Genomic DNA, 24,430 nt, shown 5'->3' with positions numbered 1-24,430 from the left:
TGCCAAAGCGATTAACCTGAGTTCCGCCAAAGATATTACCTGTGCTGACGCTACCATTACTACCTAGATCGAGGTCGTTATTAAGCTTGACTTCGATTTTACCATTTCTCACTCTTGTGTCGATATTTTCATTAGAGCCGACGACTTCTACTGCTTGACCCAATGACTTTTGTACGGTATTACCATCAGCAGCTTTCAGAGCGAAGCCTTTATCGACCTTAGTATTAGTTTCAAATAGCTGGCTTCCATTCACTGCATCGGAGCTATCTTCGCTTATTTCGCCTGCAGCGACGTTAGTCAGTGTAACGGGGGTAGTTGAACCTATGTTACCTAGTGTCACACTAGTTTTGGCTAAGTTATCATACTGCACTGAATTATCTGCTTTTATTAGACTGTCTTTAGTGCCTTGGCTTAGGTCAACTGTGTAATCAGTCAAATTACTGGCATCCGTCGTAGCACTTACGTCTATAGCTGTAGAACCTGCTGAGGTTTTAGAAGCATTAGCATTAACGGTATACACATCTTGCCCTGTAATACTGTCAGTTGAAAAGTCAACGCTGGCGACATTGGTGCCTTTGACTACTTTTGTTCTAGCAGCGGCAGATGCGCTATTAAGCTGACTGACATTGACGGCATCTTTAGCTGAGACACCATCTGCGACGTTGACTACTTTTTTATTACCGGCATTGATACCATTAGATTTAGTAATACTTGGACCATTGATCAAGCTTAGACCATCACTGGTCAATGTTGCATTAGATAATGGGTTTGTACCCGTTACCGTCACACCAACTCCGCTAACCGTCGTTACGCCACCCATTGCTAGACCGCCTGTGGCCATGCCAAAGCGATTAACCTGAGTTCCGCCAAAGATATTACCTGTGCTGACGCTACCGTTATTTCCTAGATCAAGATCGTTGTTGAGTTCAAATGAGACATCATTACTGTTTGCTGTTTTGGAGACAGTAATGTTGCTGTTTTTGCTATTGAAGTCAACTGAGTCGCTAGGTTCTACCGTACTTGCGGTAGCACTGTCACCTTGTGCACTGATATCCCAGCCTCTATTAGCTGTTTCTGTGACCACTTTTAGCTGAGATACGTTTACTGCATCAGTATCTGCTGAACCACCTGCAACGTTAACGATACGACGTTCGCTTCCAACAGCTCCTACCGAGACTGTGCCATTATCAGCATCAGCAGCAACGTTGGTTAAGAATGAAGCGCCACTTTGTACAACTGCAATAGAGTTTTGACCTAAAGCCACGCTATTTAGAGCATTTGCTCTAGAGCCTTTACCGAGTGCAACGCCGCCTACAGCCGGCGCTTGCGCATCAAGACCAAGTGCAACGGTGTCATTGGCAGTTGCTTTAGCTTCGTAGCCGATAGCAACCGCACGACTTGCGGTTCCGTTTGTGGCTCGTTGCCCTATCGCAACTGAATTAACACCTGCTTTTGCATCTTGACCACCAGCAAATCCGTTGAATGAAGATCGTGCACCTTCACCGATGACGGTTGCATTGGCATTTCCAAATGCATTCTCTCCAACCACGGTTGAGTTACTACCGTTTGCATTGGCATTGGAGCCTACGGCAAGCGCGTCAGCACCTGTTACTGATGTGGTGTATGGCTGTGCATTGCTAGAGCGGATAGGGAAATCAATACCAGCAACGACAGTATCTAACGCTTTTAGCTGAGATACGTTCACTGCATCGCTGTCATTTGTACCAGCAGCGACATTGACAATCTGACGAGTACCGCCCTCAATACTGCTTCCTATTGATACAGCACCAGAATTTGCACCACTTTGAGTGTTTGTGATTACCATCGCACCTGCTGTACTCACGCCTGTTGGGACGTAACCCGCCACACCGCCTGCAACATTAGCCACTGAACCTGCACCAAGTGCGACTGATCCTTTTTCACTTGCTGATGCACCTATACCGAAGGCAGAAGACGCAACACCAGATGAAGAGGACTGCACGCCAATTGCGGTAGATAATGCACCTTCAGATAGCGCTTTTGCCCCAATAGCTATGGAAGCGGCACCACCTGACTCAGTGTTTATCTTGTAGCGCGGCGTTTCAACCAGATCACGACCTGTATAGGAAAAGAAAGTAGTATTGACATCGCCGCCATTGAGTGTGGATACTGAGGTCCCATCGATATTGGCTTTTGAGGCATCATCTAGATCATCGCCACCAACGGCAATAGAAGAATGCCCTTTTGACACGACGTTTGCACCGATGGCAATAGACTGCTGTCCACTAGCTACGGTGTTCTGTCCACTTTGACCACTACCAATGGCAATGGCTTGCCCGCCAGTAGCACTAGCATTGCCACCCATCGCCATAGCATTGGGTCCGGTTGCGCCATCATTATTAGCATTGCCAACAGCAGTTGAGTTGACGCTATAGTACTTGGTTTTGTTAGCGGCGACTGCATTGTTCAGATCACCGATGTTTGCAGCATTGGAGTCATTACCTACACCACTTGCGACGTTTGTAATTTGATTGCCGCCATTATTTAGACCACTACTACTAAGCGTCACATTATTAGCTGCACTGCTAGCCGTGATCTTGATACCTGAATTATCAACCAAAGTATCACCCATTTTGAGGCTACCATCAGTACCCAGATCGATTTTTTGAGCGAGTTTGACGGTTAAAGTATCGCCTATGCCAAACACACCGATGTTACCATTCGTTAGCGTTCCAGTTGCCCCGCCCAAGATATTAAGTGTCTCGCCATTAGTACGTGTAATGGTCGTAGCATTATCCCCTTCAAATTTTAGTGCGATTGAACTACTGGGGTTACCCTGACCAGAACTATTGTGGCTATTGTTACCAGAGGTGTGGGTATGGACGCCATGACTACCATGGCTGTGACTATAGTCACCATCATGGTGATTCTCTGAACCTGTTGCATTTGCCTGCATACCAAAGCCAGCAGCCAATAGCCCAAGCCCCATGGCACTTAAGCGTAATGTCTTGATAGCAGATACATTGGATGTGGTATTGATAGTAGCGTTAGAGCTAACACTAGATTTGGAAGATTTGCCACGCCCTTTTGCGTATTCACCGACTGCGGTAAAACAATTTAAGGCTTCATTCCAGATGACTTTATAGATGCGGTTCATGATGTGTACTCCCTTACAGATTTGTCAGATTTAAAAAATCAGAGATAAAATCCATCTTGCAAGAGAGTCGATATGACCAAATAAAACGAGTTATGAATCTATAATAATGAAACCTTGTTAAATGTTACTGGTGTTAATGTTCGATAAATTAGACGTTTTGTTTTGTAAGTTCTGTATCACACTCTCTATATATTAGTATTACCGAATATATAGAGAGTAACAATGCCGTTCATCTGGGATTTAATACCGTTCATCTATTATATTCGCATAAACAAATATATTTATGTTAATAAATGAATATTAATATTTCTATATTGATTTACGATCAATATTCTAATAATTTCTTTTGATGTTTCTTTTAATATCGCTGTCTTAATGTTTATAAAATATGGAACATCAATCCATGAGAAGTATCTACTGATACGTTGAGCTTTTTCCTCATGATAAATTTCACTATTTAATCGGTAATACTATCTGCACCACCAATCCTAGTACACTATCTCGTCGATTATGGGCGTTAATATATCCCTTATGCGCCATCACTACAGCATGAACAATGGCCAGCCCCAACCCATAACCGCCCGTATCACGATGACGAGCCGTATCGAGACGGACAAATGGTTGAAAAATACGTTCTAGATCTTCATCCGCGACACCGCCACCCTCATCCGTGATGGTGATCTGAATCGCAGGCATTTTATTATCTATCTGCACTGCTTTCATGTCAGCAATGACTGTCGAGCCCGCTGCCGTGTGCATAAAAGCATTGCGAACGACATTCTCAAGTGCACTATGCAGCTGCTCTTGATTGCCTTGTACTGTCCAAGCGCTTTTTAAGTCATTGGCAAATAAATATTCAGGTGGTTGCCACTGCCATCTAACCTCTTTATGCTGAAACTCAAAACACACATCCTGCCCGATGTCACTGATGATCTCGGACAAATCGACAGCTTCGCTCTCCAAATTATCAATCGTATATTGCTGCATTTGTAGGGACTGAATATGGATGATTTGCTCAATTAACTCATTCATCCGCGCAGACTCTTTGTCAATACGGTCTAAATAACGATGGGCATTGGGTGCAAAATCACGAGTCAGCTCAGTTGCAACATCGAGACGCGCGAGCGGTGAGCGCAACTCATGCGAGATATCACTGAGCATCTGCTTACGCGCCAGCTCACTATCAGCCAGTCTCGTTGACAAATGAGCCACGTCTTTGGCCAGTAGCCCCAGCTCATCATCACCCATTTTTGACAGCGCTGGATTGGCTTGATAATCCCCATCAATCATACGATGAACGGTACTCTGCACACGTCCAATACGCTGAGTCAACGTACGGCTGAGCCAGACACAAACCAACACACTAAAGGCTATAATCAATAGTAAACGTATGGGAAAATTACCATGCTGTAGCTCCACCACATCTGCAAAACGTAGATGCGGGCGCAACTGTATGATGACTGACTGTCCATCAGGCAGTTCAACCGAGATGTCTGCCAGTTCAGGGCGAGTATCGATGTCCGCTATCGCAGCACTGCTCGACATTATTGGTTTTAGGATTTCGTGCAAAACAGAAGGCTGTTTTGTGGGCATCTCATCATTCGGATTGCTTGGTTTATTGTTATCGTAAGCTCTAGGTAGTGACGGCAGTGGTTGCTGCATAGCACGTTCCATCGACTGCTGCCCGCTCTGCCCACGTCCTTGCGTGCGCTCGTCTCTGTCCCGATAACGCGGAAATATAATAGCGCCTTGCTCATCGTAGACTCTTATTTGACTCATGAGGCGTCGATCTTGACGATACATCTGCCTGACAGCTATCAAATCACCCACTCGCAGCGCATCGACCATCTCTTGACGCTGAATTAATAGACTCTCAATTTGTATGTCCATACGAGCCGTCAGCTCTTTTTCAGCCAGCCAGCGCTCCACCATAATGGATAATAGTGAGGTAATTAGTATCGTCAGTAATAGACTCAGGAATAAACGCCAAAACAGCGTGATTCGCACTTTGAATTTCGGTGATTTGACGGGGTTACTGGAAGTTTTTATCATTAGAGCACCAGTTGATAGCCTTTACCGCGTACCGCTTTTATTGGTTCGTCATGAAAAGGCTGAAGTTTTTTGCGCAGGCGAGACACGTGCACATCAAGGCTACGATCAAAAGGCTGCAACTCACGCTGCAAGACATTCTCTGACAGCCATGCTTTGCTAACCACCTCTCCTTTTTGCTTGAGCAGCGCCACGAGTAAGTCAAACTCTGTTCCCGTCACTTGTAGTGCTACACCATCTATTTCACAAATACGCTGGTTTTGATCAAGATGCAAGCGGCTCTCTGGTAGCGGCGTATGCTCAGACGTGGTCGTATTGGTACGCTTAATCACAGCATTGATACGTGCCAGTAGCTCGCGGGGGTTACAGGGCTTGGTGATATAATCGTCAGCGCCCAGCTCTAAACCAATAATACGATCAATCTCCTCACCCTTTGCCGTCAGCATAATCACAGGGATATCACTGATATTTGGCAGTTGCCGCAGCACACTTAGCCCATCTATTTTTGGCATCATGATATCGAGAACGAGCAAATCATAAGCAGAATCATCATGCGCCACCGCCTTCAATCGTTGTATAACCGCCGCCCCATCGTGGACACAGTCGCAATGAATACCATGGTTGTGCAAATACTCTTGTAGTAACTGAGTCAATTCTTCATCATCATCGCCTATCAATATATTTGGCACACTTACCTCCTTTCCATGATTTTGATTGGCTTTCATTCGTTTACTTGCCCATATTATCAGGCAAGCGCGTATCAATTCGCCATAAACGTTACCTTTCTTAATACTTCATAAATGTTCGTAACCTTTAACTGCCGTAAGATAGCTTCTATCAACCGCAAGACCTGCACTTTTAAGACGATTCATCACAACGATCAATAGCGCTTAAAACGCGATGCTTGCAAGATAAGACTTTAGTGTTTACTTAACCAAACTCTACTTCGTAAAGGATGTCATCATGAAAAAATTATTATTGGGCTCAGTATTAGCAGCTTCTAGCGTATTTACTGTGACAGCATGTTCTAGTGTCAATGCAGCTTCTGATACCGCGCCAACAACCCAAATGCAAAAAAACCATAAAGATGGCGCGATGAGAGGTCCTATGTCAAAGCTGGATCTAACAGCGACGCAGCAAGCGCAAATCAAAGCCATCATGCAAGAAAAGCATGGCAATCGTACTGCTGACCGTGCAAAAAACCAAGCAGAACGTGCACAAATGGAACAACAAATACAAGCATTGACCAATGCGAGTACATTGAACAACGCGGCGGTAAATCGTTTGGCCGATCAGCAAGCGGCAAAAGCAAAACAGCGCTTTATTGAGCGCGTCCAAACGCAGCATGCCATCTCTCAGGTGTTGACCGCTGAGCAGCGTGCAAAAATGGAACAGCTCAAATCAGAAAGACAAGAAAAAGGTCGTAAGCACTCAAAAGATCGTAAAGGCCATGGCAAACCACATCATCAAGGTATGTAAAAAGTCTGTCACAACATAAATGATGGCCATATTAAAAAAAGCGCACCGTTTATACGATGCGCTTTTTTACGACAGTATCCTACTTAACACTCAATGATGCTATCTTCCAGTTAGTCTGTCGCCCCAAAACGCGCTTTCGCCATTGGCAGCATGTTAAATATCATTTTACCCACTGCTGTGCCATGACCGTCGCGGTAATATTCCGTCAGCACTTGGCTATAGTCTTTGAGATCGACACTGTTTTGGGCAGACGGTATCTGCATGTTACTTGGTAGGTTTGGAAACACACTATCTTGCTCGCGTATCGGTGCATATTGGTTCAAGACATCAATCACCACTTGTTCCGTTGATGCTTGCTTGCTACTAGCGATGGATGATAACGGCAGGCGCTGATGCTGCCATAACAGCTTTCCTTGACTGTCAAGCCCGCTTAGATCCTGCACAAATACTTTTACTTGAGCATTGCTACTATCTGTAGCGTCGGCATCGTCTGGCTCCTCAAACATGTTTTTCATCATCGCCAAACCTTGCTGCACGATAACTTTACTGGTCAGTGCTTTTTTATCATCATCCGCTACGGTGTTGTCTGCTTCTTTGATCAGCTCAGGGTACTGCTGACCAATCAATGAGTATAGCGTACTATAATACTGGCGCTGCGCTTGCTCATAGCTGATCTCATCTTGCAGGCGGCGAATGATTTGGCTGCTTTTTTGCATTGCTTGTAGTTGGTGCGCAGGCAGCTTGGGTGACATGTTATTCAGACTTTGTGCGGTGACAAACTCAAACTGACGCGTGTCTGCTTGCGCGTAGACGTCATCCATGGCCTTAAAGTGACTTTTGACCAGCGCCATACCAAACCCTTTGGGTAAGCTACCATCATTCATCGCAATCTTTAGCCATTTATTTTTCCATGTCGTGCCCAATTTATCGTCCAAATATGAGGCGTTAAACATGGCAAAATTGTCCGCCCACAAGTAGATATTACCTGATTTTGCATCCACATAAATGGGCTGACTAATACTGCTGTGATGATTGCGCGCGCTGTACTGTGCGCTTGGTAACATGGTGAATCTACCTGCTAATGGCTGGTATACGCCTTGTACATCAATGGACAGCGGCTTTAATAAATAGGCATCAAGCAGCTGTTGTTTTTTGACCGATAGCTTGGTTGGCTGAGTGTCATACTCGCTAAATAGCTTTTCATAATAAGGTGAAACAGATGCTGTTTCGGTGTTCTCGTCGCTACTGGTGTTATCATACGCTTCTGAATAACGCTCTAAATAGTCGTCAGCATAGTCGTTTTGATTCTCACGCCAAGCGCGATAGTTACTCGTGCAGGCAAGATACGTATTCTTTAGAGCGTTGCGCTTTTCATCATAAATGGCATCTGATAGGTCTTTATCTTGTGCCGCCGCCTCAGTGGTTAGTGCAATATAATCTTGGTCGTGCTTGTCTTCACAGTAGCTGTCCACATCATCGCCTGTTGCCATCAGCTTATCTGTATTAATACCCATGAATTTCTTATCGTTGTTGATTTCAATATTGCTGTGATAAGCCAATGACTGACGGCGCTGCTGTTGCTGTGCATTTATGATCATGGTTTTGGCGGCAGCTGGTGTCTGCGCGGTACTAAGCGCAGTTGGGCTAGACGGTTGAACAGACGGCATGGACTGACAGCCCACCAATAGTAAGGTGCTGAGTAGGCAGGTGCTGATGGCTAGAGGTTTGACAGAGAACGGCGACTTCGTGCTGAATTTCATATTATTTATCCTAAAAAACGTGATGGTCTATTCGATACTGGCGCGATTTTTGGCAGGCATACTTATTGACTCAAGGAGTCATGCCAGTGCTGTCATCCATTTCGTATGCCTCATTATCGTAGCTATCATTATCATAGTCATCACTGCTGTATTCATCGGTATCGGTGCGGCTAGTATCTTCATAGCCATAACGGGCGTAGCGTGCCTCATCAAGCTGCGATTTTTTCTGACGCATCTGCATGATCCGCTCACTGCCATCGATAGCGGGCGGCGCATCCGATGCAAAAGTCTGTTGCAATAGCGGAGTCAGTCGGCTTTGCTGGACACTTGCAGCATCATAGCGAGTTTGATTGACCACACTGGTCGTTGAGCCGAGTAAATCACTGCCTAGGTTCACGCGCTGCTGCTTGGCAAGTAGCTGATTTGAGCGATCAAGATAATAGTAGTTGGTATAATGAAAGGAGAATGGGCTGACCGCTTCTACCAGTTGCAATAATGCACCGACATCCGCACTTTGATAGCCTTTGTTATATTGCTGGATTTTATCAATAGCCAGTTTGAGTGCTGCGCCATCAGGGTATTGATCAGGATTGCTATCGACATGACGTTGGAGTGATTGACTCATATATTTGATCATTTTACCCACCATCTCGCCACTTTGCTGACTACCAAAGTAGACCTTGATGGCTTTGTCCGCGCCAACTTGCTGGGCAAATGAATCGTCGGCTATCGTGACGCTACTAAAGTAATCTGGCGCAAGCTCTGAGATACTGTCTTGTAGCGCCGCCATGAAGGCATCGTATAAAACCGCTGATGATATTTGTGAAGTGACACTTTCAGGCAGACCAAAGTCTACCGTGTGCGTGGCCATTGTATCTGGTAGCGCCGTGTCTTCAGGATCTGCTAGTGCCATTAGCGGCATAAAGGCAGAGGGATCAATGGTCAAGCGGCTGTTTTTAAAATCTAGTCCCAGCGGTATCTGTACCGATGCCTGTATGGTTGGCGCGATATAGTCGTAGCTGTACACGCTCTGTAATTGTTTTTGCGTAGGCTGATAGTGACTGACGCTGTTGATGGTCAGATACTGATATTGATAAGCATTGAGCGCTTCTGTCTGTTCAGGGGTTTTGTGTATACCACCAAGCAACATGCCGATTATGCCAGTATTATCACCCGATAATGATGAGGTGTACTCGCCTGCTGCTTTGGCAACTTGCATGGCTTCGTAGCTGCTTAATAACTCCTTTGGTTGTACCTTTGAGAGAAAAGAGAACCGGCTATCATTGGCGGATTCATTGTCACTATTGTAGTTATTGTCATAGTCATTATCTTCATCATCATAGTTGTCGTCATCATCATGATTATAATCATCACGGTGGTAGCCATCCTTATCATAGCCGTATCCATTAAATCCATCTTCGCCAAACGCTAAATCTTCATCCGCTTCCATATTATCTATTAATTCTGTAGAAGACTGCTTCACCATCTCCGCAACCGCTCTTCTTTGTTCTTCAGAAAGGTCATATTCTGAAGCATCTTCATCACTATCCAAATCATAGCCATCTAGGTCATAGTCAGCGCTGCCATCATCTATTTGCGATTGCTGATACAGATAGGTTTCGATAGCGGTTCTCAGTAGACCACTTGCGCCTGTATCTATGCTGCTGGCGTCTGTGTAGGGTTTGACATGATAACTGGCTTTAGAAACGGCTAAGTGCTCCGTTGCCAAATGCTGGCGGATAGCCGTGAGCAACTGATTTTTGGCTTGCTGCTCTGCACTAGAGTGGCCATCTTGATCAAAAATCTGCGCATACTGACCACCATCTGCCTGCATGCGTTTGATAAATGCTTGGCTTTGTGCCGCGCGCTGGGTGGCATCTACCGTATTAAAATCAATCAATGCCCCTGATGCAGGCGTTGCTTTTTTGGCCATCGGCGCAGACTGGCAACCTACCAATGTCAGACTGACGCCGCTGAGCAGTAAGGCACTGCTCGCTAATGATAGCCACTTATGCTTATTGTCTCTTGATGTAGGCAGGCTGACAACAGGCTTCGCTCCATCTTGAGTCTGACATTGGTCGGCGCTTGGCATGGACATAAAAACCTCACAGAGTATAAACAAATAGTAGAAATGATAGCGTATGAAAAGAAATTACTTATAACACAAAAAGTTACAAATTAGTAGATATAAGCAATCATTTGTTTGGGATAAATCAAATATCTCGCGTATATCAATGATTTTAAAGCCGCTTCATTAGATTGACTGGATCAAATCTAAATTTAACGACCTATAATTAGGCGCAATAATAATCTGGCTTTGCTAATAACAGCCGTATTAAGAGATCGCTTTTTTATTTTGCAATGTGCTACCTTAGTGTTTTTGGCAAACAAACTATTAGTATTATCTATTGGTACTATTAATTATGCGGAATCTTTATCACGCGCTTAAATGATTTTGCTTGCTTTAATATTGACAGTTACTCATAAAAAAGGATTTTTTGATGCTTGATTTTTCTGCGAAACCTCGGCGCTCACCTATACTCATATTCGGTAGTACGCTTCTACTGTCTGTCTCAGCCCATGCGCTAGAGCCAACCGTTTCAGCCAACAGCCCCACAGTCAATAACACATCCATTGATACCAATGCGCTAAATTTAGCCATTATGACGGACAATCCAACTGTCCTATCTGAAACCAAACGCATCACACGGGCAAAAACCAGTACTCTAAAAACCACATCAAACAATGCCAATAGCGACCAAGCTATCTACTCTGAAGATGCAATTCATCATCCAGTATGGGCAAAAAATGGCATGGTCGCCACCCAAGAAGCGCTTGCTTCTGACATCGGTTTGCAGATTTTGAAAGACGGTGGTAATGCGGTAGATGCTGGGGTTGCGGTTGGCTTTGCCCTTGCTGTGACCTTGCCACGTGCTGGTAATATCGGTGGTGGCGGTTTTATGATGATTTATGATGCCAAGCAAGGCAAAACTGTAGCACTCGATTATCGCGAAAAAGCACCAAGTAGCGCCTCTCGTGATATGTATCTCGACGATGAGGGCAACGCAGTCAGTGACTTATCTCGTTATCATGGCTTAGCCGTTGGTGTGCCAGGGACAGTCGCAGGACTACTAAAAGCACTAGAAGAGCATGGCACCATGAGCCGCGAGCAAGTCATGGCACCAGCGATCGCATTGGCAGAAGACGGCATAACAGTCACCGCAGGCTTGTCCGAGTCGCTTACTGCTTTGAGTGATCGCTTACAAAAGTGGCCAAGCACCAAAAAGGTATTTTTTAAAGCGGACGGTAGCGCTTATCAGCCGGGTGAGCGGTTAAAGCAGCCTGAGCTTGCCCGCTCGCTAAAGCGCATTGCAACACAAGGTGCAGACGGGTTTTATAAAGGGGAAACCGCGCGTGACATCGTAAAAGCCGTCAATGCTGCGGGCGGTAGCATGAGCTTACAGGATTTAGCCGATTACGAAGCCATCGCCCGCGTGCCTGTCAAAGGCGATTACCGTGGCTATGAGATTGTCTCAATGCCGCCACCCTCCTCTGGTGGTATTCATATTATTGAAATATTAAATATCTTAGAAGGCTATCCCCTCAAGGACTATGGTCAAAATAGCGCACAGACCATTCATTTGATGGCGGAGGCTATGCAACTAGCGTATGCAGATCGTGCTGAGTATCTCGGTGATTCGGATTTTATTGACGTACCTGCTAGCGGCCTAACGTCACAAGCCTATGCGGATAAACTGCGCACCTTGATTGATCCAAATAAAGCCACGCCAGCCTCGACCATCAAAGCAAACAATCCGCTCCCTTATGAAAGCGACCAAACCACGCATTTCTCTATCGTTGATAAAGACGGCAATGCCATCGCCAACACCTATACGTTGAATTTCTCTTATGGCACTGGTCTCGTGGCTGATGGCACAGGTATCTTGTTAAACAACGAAATGGATGATTTTTCTGCCAAGCCAGGTGTACCCAATGGCTATGGACTGATTGGTGGTGACGCCAATGCTGTTGAAGCCAATAAGCGTCCGCTATCCTCAATGAGTCCAACGCTGGTATTTAAAGACAACAAACCGTATATCGTTACGGGCAGCCCAGGCGGTAGTCGTATCATCACGACCGTCACCCAAATCATCTCTAACGTCATCGACCATGATATGAACATCGCTGAGGCAACTCACGCGCCGCGTATTCATGACCAATGGCTACCTGATGAGATTCGAGTTGAAAAAGCACTAAATATTGATACGGTCAAAAAACTAGAATCTATGGGGCACACGGTCAGTCCAAAATCAGTCATGGGCTCTACGCAGTCGATTATGCTCACACCAAACGGCGTCTATGGCTCTTCTGATCCCCGTATTGTTGATGCGGCGGTGGTTGGATACTAAGTAAAATTATCTTTAATTATTAATAATATAGCCCTCCACACCTTATCGTGTTGAGGGTTTTTTTATACGATTTCTTACTTAATTACATTAGCATGATAACTTACATCGCTCAGATTAAACCCCTGCAATCAGTGGCTGTTGGTAGCAAATAATGCTATTATTAACGACCCCATTTAAAACGTATCAACATGGCTACCGAGGTCTCAATCACCTCTTGATAACATTACAAATGATTGATAAACATCCTGTATTTTATCAGTAGCTTATTTCTTTTGATCGTACTAGTAAGAGTCCTCTATGGCATTTGTACACCTTGGCATCCACAGCGAATATTCCATCACCGATTCTATCGTGCGCATCAAGCCGCTCGTGAAAGCGGCGGCGGCTGACAATCAGCGGGCGCTAGCTTTGACCGATTTGTCCAATTTATATGCCACGGTGAAGTTTTACCGTGCTTGCCTAGGTGCGGGTATCAAGCCCATTATCGGCAGCGAAATCATCATGGATAATGAAGACACGCGCCTTACCCTACTTGCGATGAATAATGAGGGCTATCAAAACATTACCCGCATCGTATCGCTTGGGTTTACCGAAGGTCGTGCTAATCCTATGAATCATGGCACGCCAGTTATCAAGCGCAGTCATATATTAGAGCATGCGGCAGGTGTGATTGTACTGCTCACAGAGAAGTCAGACGTGGGTCAAGCATTGGTCGGCTCGATGCCAGAAAAGGCCGATGAACTACTTACTGAGTGGCAGACACAGTTTGACGATCGTTTGTACTTTGCGATCAAGCGTACCAATCGTTCAGGCGAAGATGCCTTTATTAGAGCAGCCATCCATTCAGGTGCCAAACACAACATCCCCATCATTGCGCATAATGACGTGCGTTTCTTAGAGCAAGAGGATTTTGATGCGCATGAAGCCCGTGTGTGTATCGCAGGCTCTTATGTCCTTGCTGATCCCAGTCGTCCGCAAACCTACTCAGATGAGCAATATCTCAAAACTCAAGATCAAATGGCGCAGCTGTTTGCTGATATTCCGCAAGTAGTTGATAACACCTTACGCTTGGCAACTCGCTGTAATGTCACTTTGACGCTAGGCATTAATGTACTGCCTGACTTCCCTGTCCCTGAAGGCGAGACCATTGAGTCGTTTTTTCGTGCCGAGTCGCAGCGCGGTCTTGAGCAGCGCTTAGATAAGCTTTTTCCTGTTGAAGCACGTACGGACAATTGGAGCGATTTCCGTCAAAGATATGACGAGCGCCTCGCCTACGAGCTAGATATTATTTTATCCATGGGCTTCCCTGGTTACTTTCTTATCGTCATGGACTTTATCCGCTGGGCGAAAGCCAATGGCGTGCCAGTAGGCCCTGGACGTGGTTCTGGTGCAGGTTCATTGGTCGCCTACGCGCTCAATATTACCGACCTTGATCCGATTCATTACGACCTGTTATTCGAGCGCTTCTTGAACCCTGAGCGGGTATCGATGCCCGATTTCGATATCGACTTTTGTATCGAAGGTCGTGACCGCGTGATTGATTATGTCGCGCAGACCTATGGTCGTGACGCGGTCTCACAGATTATTACCTTTGGTACGATGGCCGCAAAAGCGGTGGTACGCGATGTGGCGCGTGTACAGAGCAAATCGTACTTTTTGGCCAATAAAATATCTAAGCTCATTCCCAAAACACCCGGTATCACCCTCAGCCAAGCGCTTGAGCAAGAGCCGCAGCTTAAAGACTTAATCTCTAACCCTGATAACATGGATTATGAAGATGCCATTGAAATCTGGGAGATGGCGATTAAGCTTGAAGGCGTCTGTCGAAACGTCGGTAAACATGCTGGTGGCGTACTGATTGCGCCGCATAAAATCACGGACTTTAGTGCGATTTATTGTGATGACGATGGGCACCGTGTCAGCCAGTTTGATAAAGATGATGTCGAAGCTGTCGGACTAGTGAAGTTTGACTTTTTGGGTCTACGTAACTTAACGGTCATCAACGCAGCAGTTGAGAATATCAACTTACGCCGTGCCAAAGAAAACGTGCCCGCATTGGTATTGGAAGACTTGCCGTTAGATGATGTTAAAGCCTATAAACTGCTACAAGATGCCAAAACAACCGCCGTCTTTCAGCTAGAAAGTATGGGTATGAAAAAGTATTTGGCCAAACTGCAGCCAACCAACATCGAAGATGTGATCGCCATGTGTGCGCTCTATCGTCCCGGCCCGCTTGATGCAGGCATGGTAGAGATGTATATCGACCGTAAGCACGGCCGTGAGGAAGTCATTTATGATCATCCCAATCTCGAACCGATTTTAGAAAATACTAACGGCGTTATTGTCTATCAAGAACAGGTCATGCAAATCTCGCAGGTCATGGCAGGTTATAGTCTGGGCGGTGCTGATATGCTGCGCCGCGCGATGGGTAAAAAGAAACCAGAAGAAATGGCAAAGCAGCGCGATATCTTTGTCACTGGCGCAACCTCGCAAGGCATCGATGAGGTCACATCAGGCGGCGTGTTTGATTTGATGGAAAAGTTTGCAGGTTATGGCTTTAACCGCTCGCATTCTGCCGCTTACGGGGTACTTGCCTATCAGACGGCTTATCTAAAACAGTACTACCCTGCTGAATTCATGGCGGCAGTATTAACGTCCGATATGAACAACACCGACAACGTCGTGTTCTTTATCAATGACTGCCGCGAAAACTTTGATTTGACTGTGGTCAATCCATCAGTCAATCGCAGTGAATGGCATTTCGTTGCCGATACTCCGACCAATATCATTTACGGTCTTGGGGCGATCAAAGGTGTTGGTGAAGGGGCTGTCGAGTCCATCGTTAATGCTCGCCGAACGGATGGACCTTTTAAAGACTTATATGATTTTTGCCGCCGTGTGGACATCAAGAAAGTTAATAAGCGTACACTAGAAGCATTGGTTAGCGCAGGCTGTTTTGATGACTTTGCTGCGACGCTACGACCCGACTTACCAGCAGACGAAGCTTACGAGATTCGCGGTGCATTGATGAGCCAACTGCCAAGCGCGGTGCAAGCAGCTGAGCAAGATCGGCAGAACAATGAGCTTGGCATGATGGATCTGTTTGGCGAAATGGACGGTGTTGTTGCAGCACCGCCACTCGTGATGACGCCAGAGTTAATCTGGGGTGACAAGCATCGCCTAAAAGCGGAAAAGAACACGTTAGGATTATATTTAACCGGTCATCCAATTAATGAATACTTGGATGAGTTAAAACGCTACACCTCAGGCGCTCGTCTTAATAAACTGGCAGATACTGGTTATAACGGTAGCTGCTATTTTGCAGGACTCATTATAGATATTGCCAATTTTGGCAATCGTAATGTGATTACTTTAGATGATGGCACGTCGAGATTGGAGGTCAGCTGCTATGCTGAGCGTTTCAACCGCGTCAAAGAGCAATTGAAAATTGATGAAGTTGTCATTGTCAAAGGCAGTATTCGTGAGCGTGATGGGCGCTTGTTTGCGCGTCTTGATAGTGCCATGAGCATGGTCGATGCCCGCCTGCGTTGGCTCAAAAAAATCAGTATCAAAGTCCATGGTAACGATATCGACCTTCTTACACGCTTGCAACCATTACTCAAATCCGCACAGGCTGACATCATTCCTGAGCCACGCTTGGCTTATAATCAAGAGCAAGATGAGCAAGGCAATAGTGGTAGTAGCGCCTATGACCCTGCTATGGGCGGCAGTTTGTATGATGAAAATGGCAATGACTTACTGGCTCTAGAGAACGATATGAACCATGGCGCAATGAACCAAAACGGCATGCCCCAAAGTTATGCAAACAATGCGCTCAGTAATACGGATGCTTCTATCAATGATAACTGCTTGCCACTTGGCTTGAGCGTGTATGACGTTTATGGTATCGCAAATGTGGGGCTATCTGAACATTGGCGGGTTCACCCAAACGATGATAATTTGCAACAGCTGAAGACTTTAGTTAGTGAAGATAACTTACACTTTCATTACAGCTAAAATGCACAATCCTACCAAAAATCTACTATAGTAACTTAACTGCTTTAACTTTTAACAATTGGATAAAAGCCATGACTGACATGACGAATAATAATATGACTGGTCAGACTGATGAAGAGATTATCAATCACGAACAGTTCGAAGATATGCGTGACTTGCTAGAAGAAGACTTTGTCGAGCTGATACAAGTGTACCTCAATGACAGTCGAAAACGCGTTGCAGCACTGCGAATTGCTCAGCAAGAAGATGGTAACGCCAATGGCTTTGAGACCGCGCATGCTCTAAAAGGCGCAAGTGCCAATTTGGGTACGACTCAGCTGGTTCGTCTTAGCAGCCAGCTACAAGAATGCTGCCGTGAGCGACGCATTAGTGAACAAGCTGATCTGATTGAAGAGATTGCCGCCGCGTTACAACGTGCTGAACAAGAAATCAATCAAAGATTGGGGCAATAATGAGTAACGACTCTTTATCATCTACTGAGCAAGTCCGTACAGTGAATGACTACCTCGACTGCTTACAAGTCATCATGGTCAATACGACTTTGCCTGCCAATATCGGCTCAGCCGCACGCGCCATGCATACAATGGGCTTGTCCCGTTTGACCGTTGTCGACCCCAAATTGCCAATTGATGAGACCAGTGTCTCTCATGCGGCAGGTGGTAGTGAGCTGCTGTCATCTGCTGTGATTGCACCTACTTTAGAGTCTGCTATTGCCGACTGTCAGCTGGTATTTGCAGCCAGCAGCCGCAGTCGTCATATGCCGCGCCCTGTTGTGACACCCACGCAAGCCGCTAAGATTATGTTTGATTTTATCGATACACAGTCGGCTTTAAGTGCAAATGATAATAACGTTGACACCTCATCAGACGCTGTTTCTAGCAAACCAAATATCGCTATCTTATTTGGGCGTGAAGATCGTGGATTGACCAATGAAGAGTTGGCTTATGCTGATTATCACATTCAAATCGACGCCAATCCTGCTTATCCTGTATTAAATGTCGCCTCAGCAGTGCAGGTCATTGCAAGCTTTATCTTTGCTTATGCTCAAACGCATACTCAGACAGCGGACAGTTTAGACGAGAATACTGCTTCCCAATCAGCAATCAATGTGAATTTACGTCAACAATGGGATGAGCCTGCTATCAATCAGCAGCAGTTGCAACAGCTTACTCAGCGTACTACTGACCTTATGGTACAGCGCGGTCTGGCAAATAGCGAACATCTAAAGTCATTACCATCACGCCTATCCAGACTGGGATCACGCTTACAGCTTGATCAAAAAGAGTATCAGCTATTAAGCGCTTTGATTGCAAAATTATCCAAAGATTAAAAGAAATCACTGTTTATCAGCTCGCCTTCATTTGACAGCTTTTTACTATATTTTGCGGTACAAAGCTGCTATAACTTAGAAAAAATGAGCAAACATATACTCTCATTATTATTTAACCATCATGACCATAAAATAAAGACATTGCTACTTTAGCAACGCTACTTTACCGACGAATAGATAGGACGCTTTATGTCATTGCCATCCAAATTGTTCAGATCGCTTGTCAGCATCAAAAAAGATCTGAAAGAAGATATCGATGCGGTATTTAACCGCGATCCTGCAGCGCGCAATAGTTTGGAAGTCATCCTAACCTACCCAGGTATCCATGCGCTCATTCTACATCGCGGTGCGCACTGTCTGTGGAATCATGAACAGAAACTGGCGGCTCGCGTCATCTCATACGGCTCGCGTATTATTACAGGTATTGAGATTCACCCTGCTGCCAAGATTGGTAAGCGTTTCTTTATCGATCATGGTGTTGGGGTCGTCATCGGTGAGACTGCTGAGATTGGCAACGACGTGACGTTGTATCACGGTGTTACTCTAGGCGGTGTGTCTTGGAATAATGGCAAACGCCACCCAACGCTAGAAGACGGTGTAACCGTTGGTGCTGGTGCAAAAGTCTTAGGGCCATTTACGGTCGGTAAAAATGCTAAAATTGGCTCGAATGCAGTGGTAGTCAAACCAGTACCAGCAGGTGCTACGATGGTCGGTAGTGCCGCTCGTATGATCTCAGATCATCACGATGAAAAAGGCAATCCCATCGCGACAAAAGTACAAGACGCCAAGCAACAAGAGAAAGTCGCGCAAGCTGGCGAGAGCATCAAGGATCAAGCAGCTGACACCACTTCTACTGCAAAACGCACTAATACCTTCCGTGCCTATGGTATCGACCCTTATTCGCAAGACCCTGTCGCAGAAGCGTTTGCTAAAATGCTCGAACACATTCAACAATCAGAGAATCGCCTAGATCAGTTGCAGTCAGCGATGTGTGATATCGATCCTAATTTTTGCAAAAAGGAATACGATAAGTTGTGCCTAGAGGATTTAGATGTGATTGGTCGTGCTGATGTAGAAGATATCAATGATGAAAAAAATCGCTAAGACAGTCGTTAGAAATAGGCAGTACTATTGCCGTATAGACTGATAACAAATGCTTATATAGGTTTTAGTAAAGAACCAATGAAAACAAAGCGGGATTGGATAGAATCTACCATGTCCGCATACATGGTAGATTCTATCCAATCCTGCTTAACTCTCTAGAAAATGTCAATCTTGCGAATTTCTTCTTTTCATCTCAGAGTAGACAGCACGAGCTAGTAGCGCGTGATAAAAGATATCTTTTATTGACTGTGACATAGTGAGCCTTCTTAATTTTAAAGTTAGTTACTTGTTAGCGTGAATATTGAAGAGTGATTTTCTTGGAATTAGGGTTTTGTCTTTTGAAACATATCTTTCTGTTTGAATGTCGCCAGTACCAAATTGTGCTAAGTAATTTGACCCCCAAAACCAAGTATCACCTAGAGTTGATATAAACTCGTTACCATTGCCTTCAACATACTGAGAAACCCTAATATTACTCATCACTTTAATAGGTCTAGAAATATTGCTTCGATTTGAGGACATCTTTCCTTCAAAGGTATACATACCCCAAATATATAAATCTCCATTATCCGTATTGGCAGAGTATGAATTCATTTTTACCACTTTACTAAGTCCATCAACCTTTTTAGGCTTGAGGCTATTTTGAAGCGTTCCTTGAGCTGTCCATCCACCACTACCATCGCCCCAACTCCATAAAGAACCATCTTCTAGCAGTGCAAAATTTCCGAACCCATATGAGAAATCAACTACTTTTCTAGGAACATTTACCTTCTCAAGTCCAAATAGATCTTTTTTGTGTTTGAAATTTTGATACCCTGAATTATCTTCAAACCGTCCTAAATCTTTTGGATAAAAACCTGTCGTATACATTTCACCTTTGTCATTAAGTGCGAAAATCGTACTAATGCTACCTTGTACTTTCACTATGTTCATATCATTGAACATAGTGATTTTACATATCCTAAACTCGTTACATTCGCTAGGATAATCATTCTTATTTCCTAAAATATAAACGCTTCCATCTTGTGTTAAAAATATCGAAGCAAACTCACTAGCATCTATGTCTACAACATTCTCAATTCCTTGAATCTGTCGTAACTCTTCAATAAATGTATCATCATCACTAGGATCTATCTCTCCATGATAGTTACTACCCCAACCCCACACTGTGCCATCATCTTTCAGTAGTAGCATATGACCCGCACCTGATACGGCTACCGCATCATTCACGCCCTCGACTTGCCTAGGCGTTGGGTCTTGTCCTGTCTTAGTCTCGCGCAGTAGACCATCTGTACCCCATGTCCAAAGCGTACCATCGTCTTTTACCCCTGCGCTCCATGAGCTGGTCATCGCAAGGCGCTTAGGTTCAATGTTAATCTCAAGTGGGGTTTCTAACGGCTCATCTGGCATATTTGCTACAGGATATTTCTCTTCGGTAAGAGACTGTATCTTTTTAATAGGGTTGCTGTCGCAGGAGGTCAGCAACGTTAAAGACAACGCTAAGACAGCTGCCGATACTATAGACAGATGCTTATGAGGGATTGTGTTAGTAGTAAGCATGGCTTTTCTTATTTTTAGTTACGTGGCTTTTCTTCTCTTTCTCTTTGAATATAATCCCGTCGTAGCCATCTACACGAGCTAGTAAGGCATGATAAAAAATATCTTTAACTGACTGTGACATAATAAGCTTTCTTGATTTCAGATATAATTATTTATTAGGATGAGTGTTGAATAATGATTCGTGCAAACTCAGTACGAATTCTTTTGGCATATAATCTTCAGTTATTTTGCCTGTCCCCCATTGTCCTCTGTCGCTTTTATCGCCCCACATCCAAGCATTGCCTTTATCATCTATAAAAGAATAGTCGGCGAAGCCTCCAGTTCCATATTGGTCAACTTTTATATCCTGAGCAATCCGTATAGGTCTTTGAATATAGTCTTTGGTTGAACCAGATCTAGATGAATACACGTAATTACCCCACGTATAAAGGTCACCATTGATAGTATTAGCCGATATACTATTTAATCTGACAACCTTTGATAGACCTTCTACTTTTTTTGGGGACTTAATAAAGATTTCTTTAGATTCTTTCTGAGCAGACCATTCATGCGAACGCCAACTCCAAACACTACCATCTTCTAATAAAGCAAAATTTGCGTACCCTTTAGTAAAATCAACTGCCTGTTTTGGAAGAGAAACAATGACTGGTGAATAATAAATTTTTCCATTGCTAATAGTAGTTTTTTTAGCGCTTGGATTACCTAAAGAGTCTAATGTTGAAGAGGATGAAACAATTGATCCATCCTCATTCAGAGCGACGATAGCACCTGCACTACCTTCGGCTTTGACAATGTGTTCAAAACCTTCGACAAGCACAGGCGAATTAAATTTTTTCTGAATATTACCGTTAACAACACCTGTTTCGTTGTTCCCTAAAAAAAACACCTTTCCTTCACTATTAACAAATATAGAAGCTTGCTGACCTGCATGAATATATACCAAATTCTCAATCCCTTTAATCTGCCTCAACTCCTCAATAAAAGTATCGTCATCATTAGGGTCTATCTCTCCATAACTGTTGCTACCCCATCCCCATACTGTGCCATCTTTACGGAGTAATAACATATGTCCACTACCGCCTGATACGGCTACCGCATCATTCACGCCCTCGACTTGCCTGGGCGTTGGGTCTTGTCCCGTCTTGGTATCACGCAATAAACCGTCTGTACCCCATGTCCAAAGCGTCCCATCGTTTTTTACCCCTGCGCTCCATGAGCTTGTCATGGCTAAGCGCTTGGGTTCGACGTTAATCTCAAGTGGGGTTTCTAACGGCTCATCTGGCATATTTGCCACAGGGTATTTGTCTTCGGTAAAAGATTTAAGGTGCTCGGAAGGGGATTTATCGCAGGCAGGTAAAGTAGATATAATGATTATTGCTACTAAACTCTTGATTATTTTTTTATTCAAAAAGTTCATTGGTTTTTGCATAGGTAGTAGTATCTTGAAGATTACATCGTCACTTATACTAACAATTGCTTATATAATCGCATAGTTTTTATTAGATTTTCGTCTAGGAAACTGATAGGTTAAGGCAGAGTGAGTACTGAACAGCGATGGTTTCAGATAACAAGATATAATGGTGATTAAGATACGGCTACTTATTAGCCAAACTATAGCTTGGTTAAAATCAATTCTTTAACCCCAGCTTCCTCATGCGCTTTAAACGGATAACGATCTGCCATTACTATCCAATCAGACATTGATTTAAACATCAATTTTTTGCTTAGGCTATTTTCTATGTTAGCCAATTTGACCATCAAAATATCAATGTCCATTGTCACTCGCCGTACTTGATTCGGCTTAGTCTGTCGACGTCTATTACAGTTCCCCTCAAGTGTTTTAAAGGTTTGCTGTAGTTGCTGCAGACTCATTGGTGTGGTCAGTACTAGATAGACGCATTGATTGGTATAGTCAGGTTTTGGTAATTGGGTAGTCGCGGTAAAATCAGGGTTTTGAAAAGCAGTAGATAGCTTTACCTCACCCAGCGCTGCCAAACTCTCTCGAGCAAGCGGTAGATACTTCTCGGCTTGATAGTTGCTACCCAGCGCTAACACCATCTCTACCACGGACTGCGCTTGCAGAGTCTCAGGTGCGCATTGTGTTAGCGTTGCCACATTCAACTCCATCGACGTTTTATGCATCATCGGCTTGGCTATCATTAACTTCTTTGGTAACGTCTTTAGTAGCTGGCTCATTGGTTAGCGCTGGCGCATAACGTGTTATTTGTACCCCTACCGCATCTGCTTGGGCAATGGCAGTCGGCTTGGCAATGCTCAACGTGATTTTTTGACAGTCATATTTTGCAAATATATTATCAGAGATCTGACCGGCCAAATGCTCAAGCAGCTTTGCTTGAATCTCTTTACACCACTCGCTCACATCATCACAGACTTCTTTATAACTCAAGGCATCTCTGACATCATCGGACACAGCAGCACGGCTAATGTCGGTCTCAAGCGCGATATCGATCAGTAATGGCTGAGTAATGGCGCGCTCCCAATCAAACACACCAATCACCGCTTCAACTTTTAGACCTTTTATAAATACTACATCAGACTGCGTATGAAACATCCTTTCATCCTTGTTTGCTAATTTTTTGTGCGTATTTTTAATTTTTTACTTAACCGATCACAAAGCCTCTTCACGGAGACGCTCAGCCTTTAACACTTTGCTTGGACGATGTCGCCACAGATCAATGCTAAATAAGAGTAACCCTAACCAAATCAAACCAAATACTGCCAGACGATGTAGATCAAATGGTTCATTGTAATAAAATACCGCTAAGAAGAAAATAAAGGTCGGCGTCAGATAGTTCATAAAGCTTAAGATACTATATGCGACAAGCTTGGTCGATTTATTAAATAACAATAGTGGTATTAAAGTAATCGGGCCTGCAAGCATCAATAACCAAATGTTTGCGCTAAACCAAAAGCTTAGCTGATGGCTGACCACATCAGACTGCCAAAACCACCAAATACATAAAGGGACTAGCATGGCCGTTTCAACAAACATCGCATCAACAGCAGTTAATGGGGTTTGCCGCTGAATGGTGCCGTAAGTACTAAAGCTGAACGCTAAAATCAATGATATCCAAGGCAGACTACCAAGCATCACCACTTGAATGACTACAGACAGTAGTGCAAAGCCAATGGCTACCCATTGTAGCGTGCGCAGGCGCTCTTTGAATAAAATCATCGATAGGCCAACACCCACCAATGGACCAATGAAGTAGCCTAAACTGGCCTCAAGGATACGATCATGATTGACCGCCCATACATAGGTCAGCCAGTTGGTTGCGATAATTAACCCAGAGACGAGTGACAACGCGATCCATCTTGGGTTTTGTTTGAGCGTCTCTATCCACCCCCAACGCTTGGTCGCTACCAATACAATGAGTAGGCAAAAAAACGTCCAAACAATACGGTGTCCTATGATTTCGGTCGCATCGTAATCGGATAATTGCTTAAAGTATAAAGGGAAACCACCCCAGATAAAAAAGGCAATAAGCGCAGTGATAATACCGCGTCTAGTTGTGGTAATCGGGGCAACAGGTTTTTTGACGACATTTTGGGTAGTCATAGTACA

At 44.4% G+C, this 24,430-nt stretch carries 16 protein-coding genes; 6 read left to right on the top strand and 10 right to left on the bottom strand.

Translation table 11 applies throughout. The features are described 5' to 3' along the window. The 3 genes from I3255_RS12635 to I3255_RS12625 form a co-directional block, all read right to left on the bottom strand. Nucleotides 1–3,136, bottom strand: a 3,136-nt coding sequence (locus tag I3255_RS12635) for an ESPR-type extended signal peptide-containing protein (RefSeq protein WP_269117325.1), incomplete at its 3' end; no start/stop codon positions are given. A 453-nt stretch (nt 3,137–3,589) separates the two neighbouring features. Continuing rightward, the gene (locus I3255_RS12630) at nt 3,590–5,188 is read right to left on the bottom strand and encodes an ATP-binding protein (protein ID WP_238039135.1); all 1,599 of its coding nucleotides are present in this window, start codon (nt 5,186–5,188) and stop codon (nt 3,590–3,592) included. Then, entirely contained in the window at nt 5,188–5,874 is a 687-nt protein-coding gene (locus tag I3255_RS12625) for a response regulator transcription factor (RefSeq protein WP_238039134.1), read from the bottom strand. Before I3255_RS12625 ends, I3255_RS12630 begins: the two co-directional genes overlap by 1 nt. A gap of 274 nt (nt 5,875–6,148) precedes the next feature. On the opposite strand from I3255_RS12625, the gene I3255_RS12620 reads away from it, so the two are divergent. Beyond that, entirely contained in the window at nt 6,149–6,664 is a 516-nt protein-coding gene (locus I3255_RS12620) for a Spy/CpxP family protein refolding chaperone (protein WP_238039133.1), read from the top strand. 110 nt (nt 6,665–6,774) lie between these two features. Here I3255_RS12620 and I3255_RS12615 read toward each other — a convergent pair whose 3' ends face one another. Continuing rightward, complete coding sequence (locus tag I3255_RS12615; RefSeq protein ID WP_238039132.1) at nt 6,775–8,424, bottom strand: hypothetical protein; 1,650 nt, start codon at nt 8,422–8,424, stop codon at nt 6,775–6,777. 70 nt (nt 8,425–8,494) lie between these two features. Then, the gene (locus I3255_RS12610) at nt 8,495–10,522 is read right to left on the bottom strand and encodes a hypothetical protein (RefSeq protein ID WP_238039131.1); all 2,028 of its coding nucleotides are present in this window, start codon (nt 10,520–10,522) and stop codon (nt 8,495–8,497) included. A 403-nt stretch (nt 10,523–10,925) separates the two neighbouring features. Here I3255_RS12610 and ggt point away from each other — a divergent pair, with 403 nt between their 5' ends. The 5 genes from ggt (at nt 10,926) to cysE (ending at nt 19,284) form a co-directional block, all read left to right on the top strand. Then, nucleotides 10,926–12,833, top strand: a complete 1,908-nt coding sequence (gene ggt / locus I3255_RS12605; RefSeq protein ID WP_238039130.1) for a gamma-glutamyltransferase — start codon at nt 10,926–10,928, stop codon at nt 12,831–12,833. A 297-nt stretch (nt 12,834–13,130) separates the two neighbouring features. Next, nucleotides 13,131–16,850 (top strand): DNA polymerase III subunit alpha, encoded by a 3,720-nt coding sequence (gene dnaE, locus I3255_RS12600; protein ID WP_238039129.1) that lies wholly within the window; start codon nt 13,131–13,133, stop codon nt 16,848–16,850. A 71-nt stretch (nt 16,851–16,921) separates the two neighbouring features. Further along, entirely contained in the window at nt 16,922–17,302 is a 381-nt protein-coding gene (locus tag I3255_RS12595) for an Hpt domain-containing protein (RefSeq protein WP_238039128.1), read from the top strand. Beyond that, nucleotides 17,302–18,180, top strand: a complete 879-nt coding sequence (locus I3255_RS12590) for a TrmH family RNA methyltransferase (RefSeq protein ID WP_238039127.1) — start codon at nt 17,302–17,304, stop codon at nt 18,178–18,180. The genes I3255_RS12595 and I3255_RS12590 overlap by 1 nt, the downstream gene beginning before the upstream one ends. 189 nt (nt 18,181–18,369) lie before the next feature. Beyond that, on the top strand, nt 18,370–19,284 hold the full coding sequence (gene cysE, locus I3255_RS12585) for a serine O-acetyltransferase (protein WP_238039126.1): 915 nt from the start codon (nt 18,370–18,372) through the stop codon (nt 19,282–19,284). 282 nt (nt 19,285–19,566) lie between these two features. Here the strand turns inward: cysE and I3255_RS12580 are convergent, their stop codons facing one another. From I3255_RS12580 to rarD, 5 genes are all read right to left on the bottom strand, one after another. Then, complete coding sequence (locus I3255_RS12580) at nt 19,567–20,844, bottom strand: hypothetical protein (RefSeq protein WP_238039125.1); 1,278 nt, start codon at nt 20,842–20,844, stop codon at nt 19,567–19,569. A gap of 148 nt (nt 20,845–20,992) precedes the next feature. Continuing rightward, on the bottom strand, nt 20,993–22,273 hold the full coding sequence (locus tag I3255_RS12575; RefSeq protein WP_238039124.1) for a hypothetical protein: 1,281 nt from the start codon (nt 22,271–22,273) through the stop codon (nt 20,993–20,995). A 182-nt stretch (nt 22,274–22,455) separates the two neighbouring features. After that, nucleotides 22,456–22,959, bottom strand: a complete 504-nt coding sequence (locus tag I3255_RS12570; RefSeq protein ID WP_238039123.1) for a 2-amino-4-hydroxy-6-hydroxymethyldihydropteridine diphosphokinase — start codon at nt 22,957–22,959, stop codon at nt 22,456–22,458. 19 nt (nt 22,960–22,978) lie between these two features. Next, nucleotides 22,979–23,416 carry a dihydroneopterin aldolase gene (folB, locus tag I3255_RS12565; RefSeq protein WP_238039122.1) on the bottom strand — a complete coding sequence of 146 codons (438 nt, stop codon included), beginning with the start codon at nt 23,414–23,416 and terminating at the stop codon, nt 22,979–22,981. A gap of 57 nt (nt 23,417–23,473) precedes the next feature. Then, on the bottom strand, nt 23,474–24,424 hold the full coding sequence (gene rarD, locus I3255_RS12560; RefSeq protein ID WP_238039121.1) for an EamA family transporter RarD: 951 nt from the start codon (nt 24,422–24,424) through the stop codon (nt 23,474–23,476). Nucleotides 24,425–24,430: the final 6 nt, after the last annotated feature.

The organism is Psychrobacter sp. Ps6 (assembly GCF_022129235.1).
Lineage (GTDB): Bacteria > Pseudomonadota > Gammaproteobacteria > Pseudomonadales > Moraxellaceae > Psychrobacter.
The sequence above is the reverse complement of the archived record's forward strand: the minus strand, read 5'-3'. Positions and strand labels throughout refer to the sequence as shown.